Origin of the sequence: Pseudomonas sp. FSL W5-0203, assembly GCF_001896155.1 — a bacterium.
In the GTDB taxonomy this organism is placed as follows: domain Bacteria; phylum Pseudomonadota; class Gammaproteobacteria; order Pseudomonadales; family Pseudomonadaceae; genus Aquipseudomonas; species Aquipseudomonas paracarnis.
The window spans coordinates 1-634 of the sequence record NZ_MPOR01000098.1; the positions used below are offsets into that span (position 1 = coordinate 1).

Below are 634 nucleotides of genomic sequence, written 5' to 3' on the forward strand. Positions count from 1 at the left end.
GCCCGCGTTCGTTCCACACCAGCCGATGGCAACTGCTGTCGGGATACCAAACCCCAACTAATTGCCCATGTTTGTCATAGCTGTAGTCAGTCGAATTGCCATCCGGGTCAATCTTGCGGATGACATCGCCCTGAACATTGCGCTCATATTTCCAGACCGCCTCCCCACGCCTGACAACCCGAACAAAACCGTTGTCATGTTCGTAGGAAGTCGGCTCATCATCCCCCGGAAACAGCGCCACCAAGCGTCCGGCGTCGTCATATTGATAGGCCGTCACCGCGCCCATCGGGTCTTGCTCGACGGTCAGCCGGCCCTTGGCATCGTAGGATTTGTAATGCTGAGCGCCATCCGGATCGATGCGCTGCACCAAGCGCGCCCGGTCGTCATGGACATAGACTTCCTGGCTACCATCGGCGTTATGCACGGTGACGCGCCCGTCATCGCCCCAGGCGTAACGCGTGTCCATCTGCGAAAAACTCGCCCAATGCCGGACGCAGCGCGCCGCCTTGCCCGCGTGTTCCCATTCCCAATAGAAACTCGCCCCACCGGCCAACTGCCGCTCAAGAATGACGTGCTGATCGTCGTACCGATAACGCTCGCTTTCACCGACAGCATTGGTCGCGCAAACCAGTCG

General features: G+C 59.3%; 1 pseudogene. It reads right to left on the minus strand.

Annotation, left to right across the window (positions count from 1 at the left end):
• Positions 1-634, minus strand: a pseudogene (locus BOP96_RS29140) (RHS repeat protein); the annotation flags it as partial.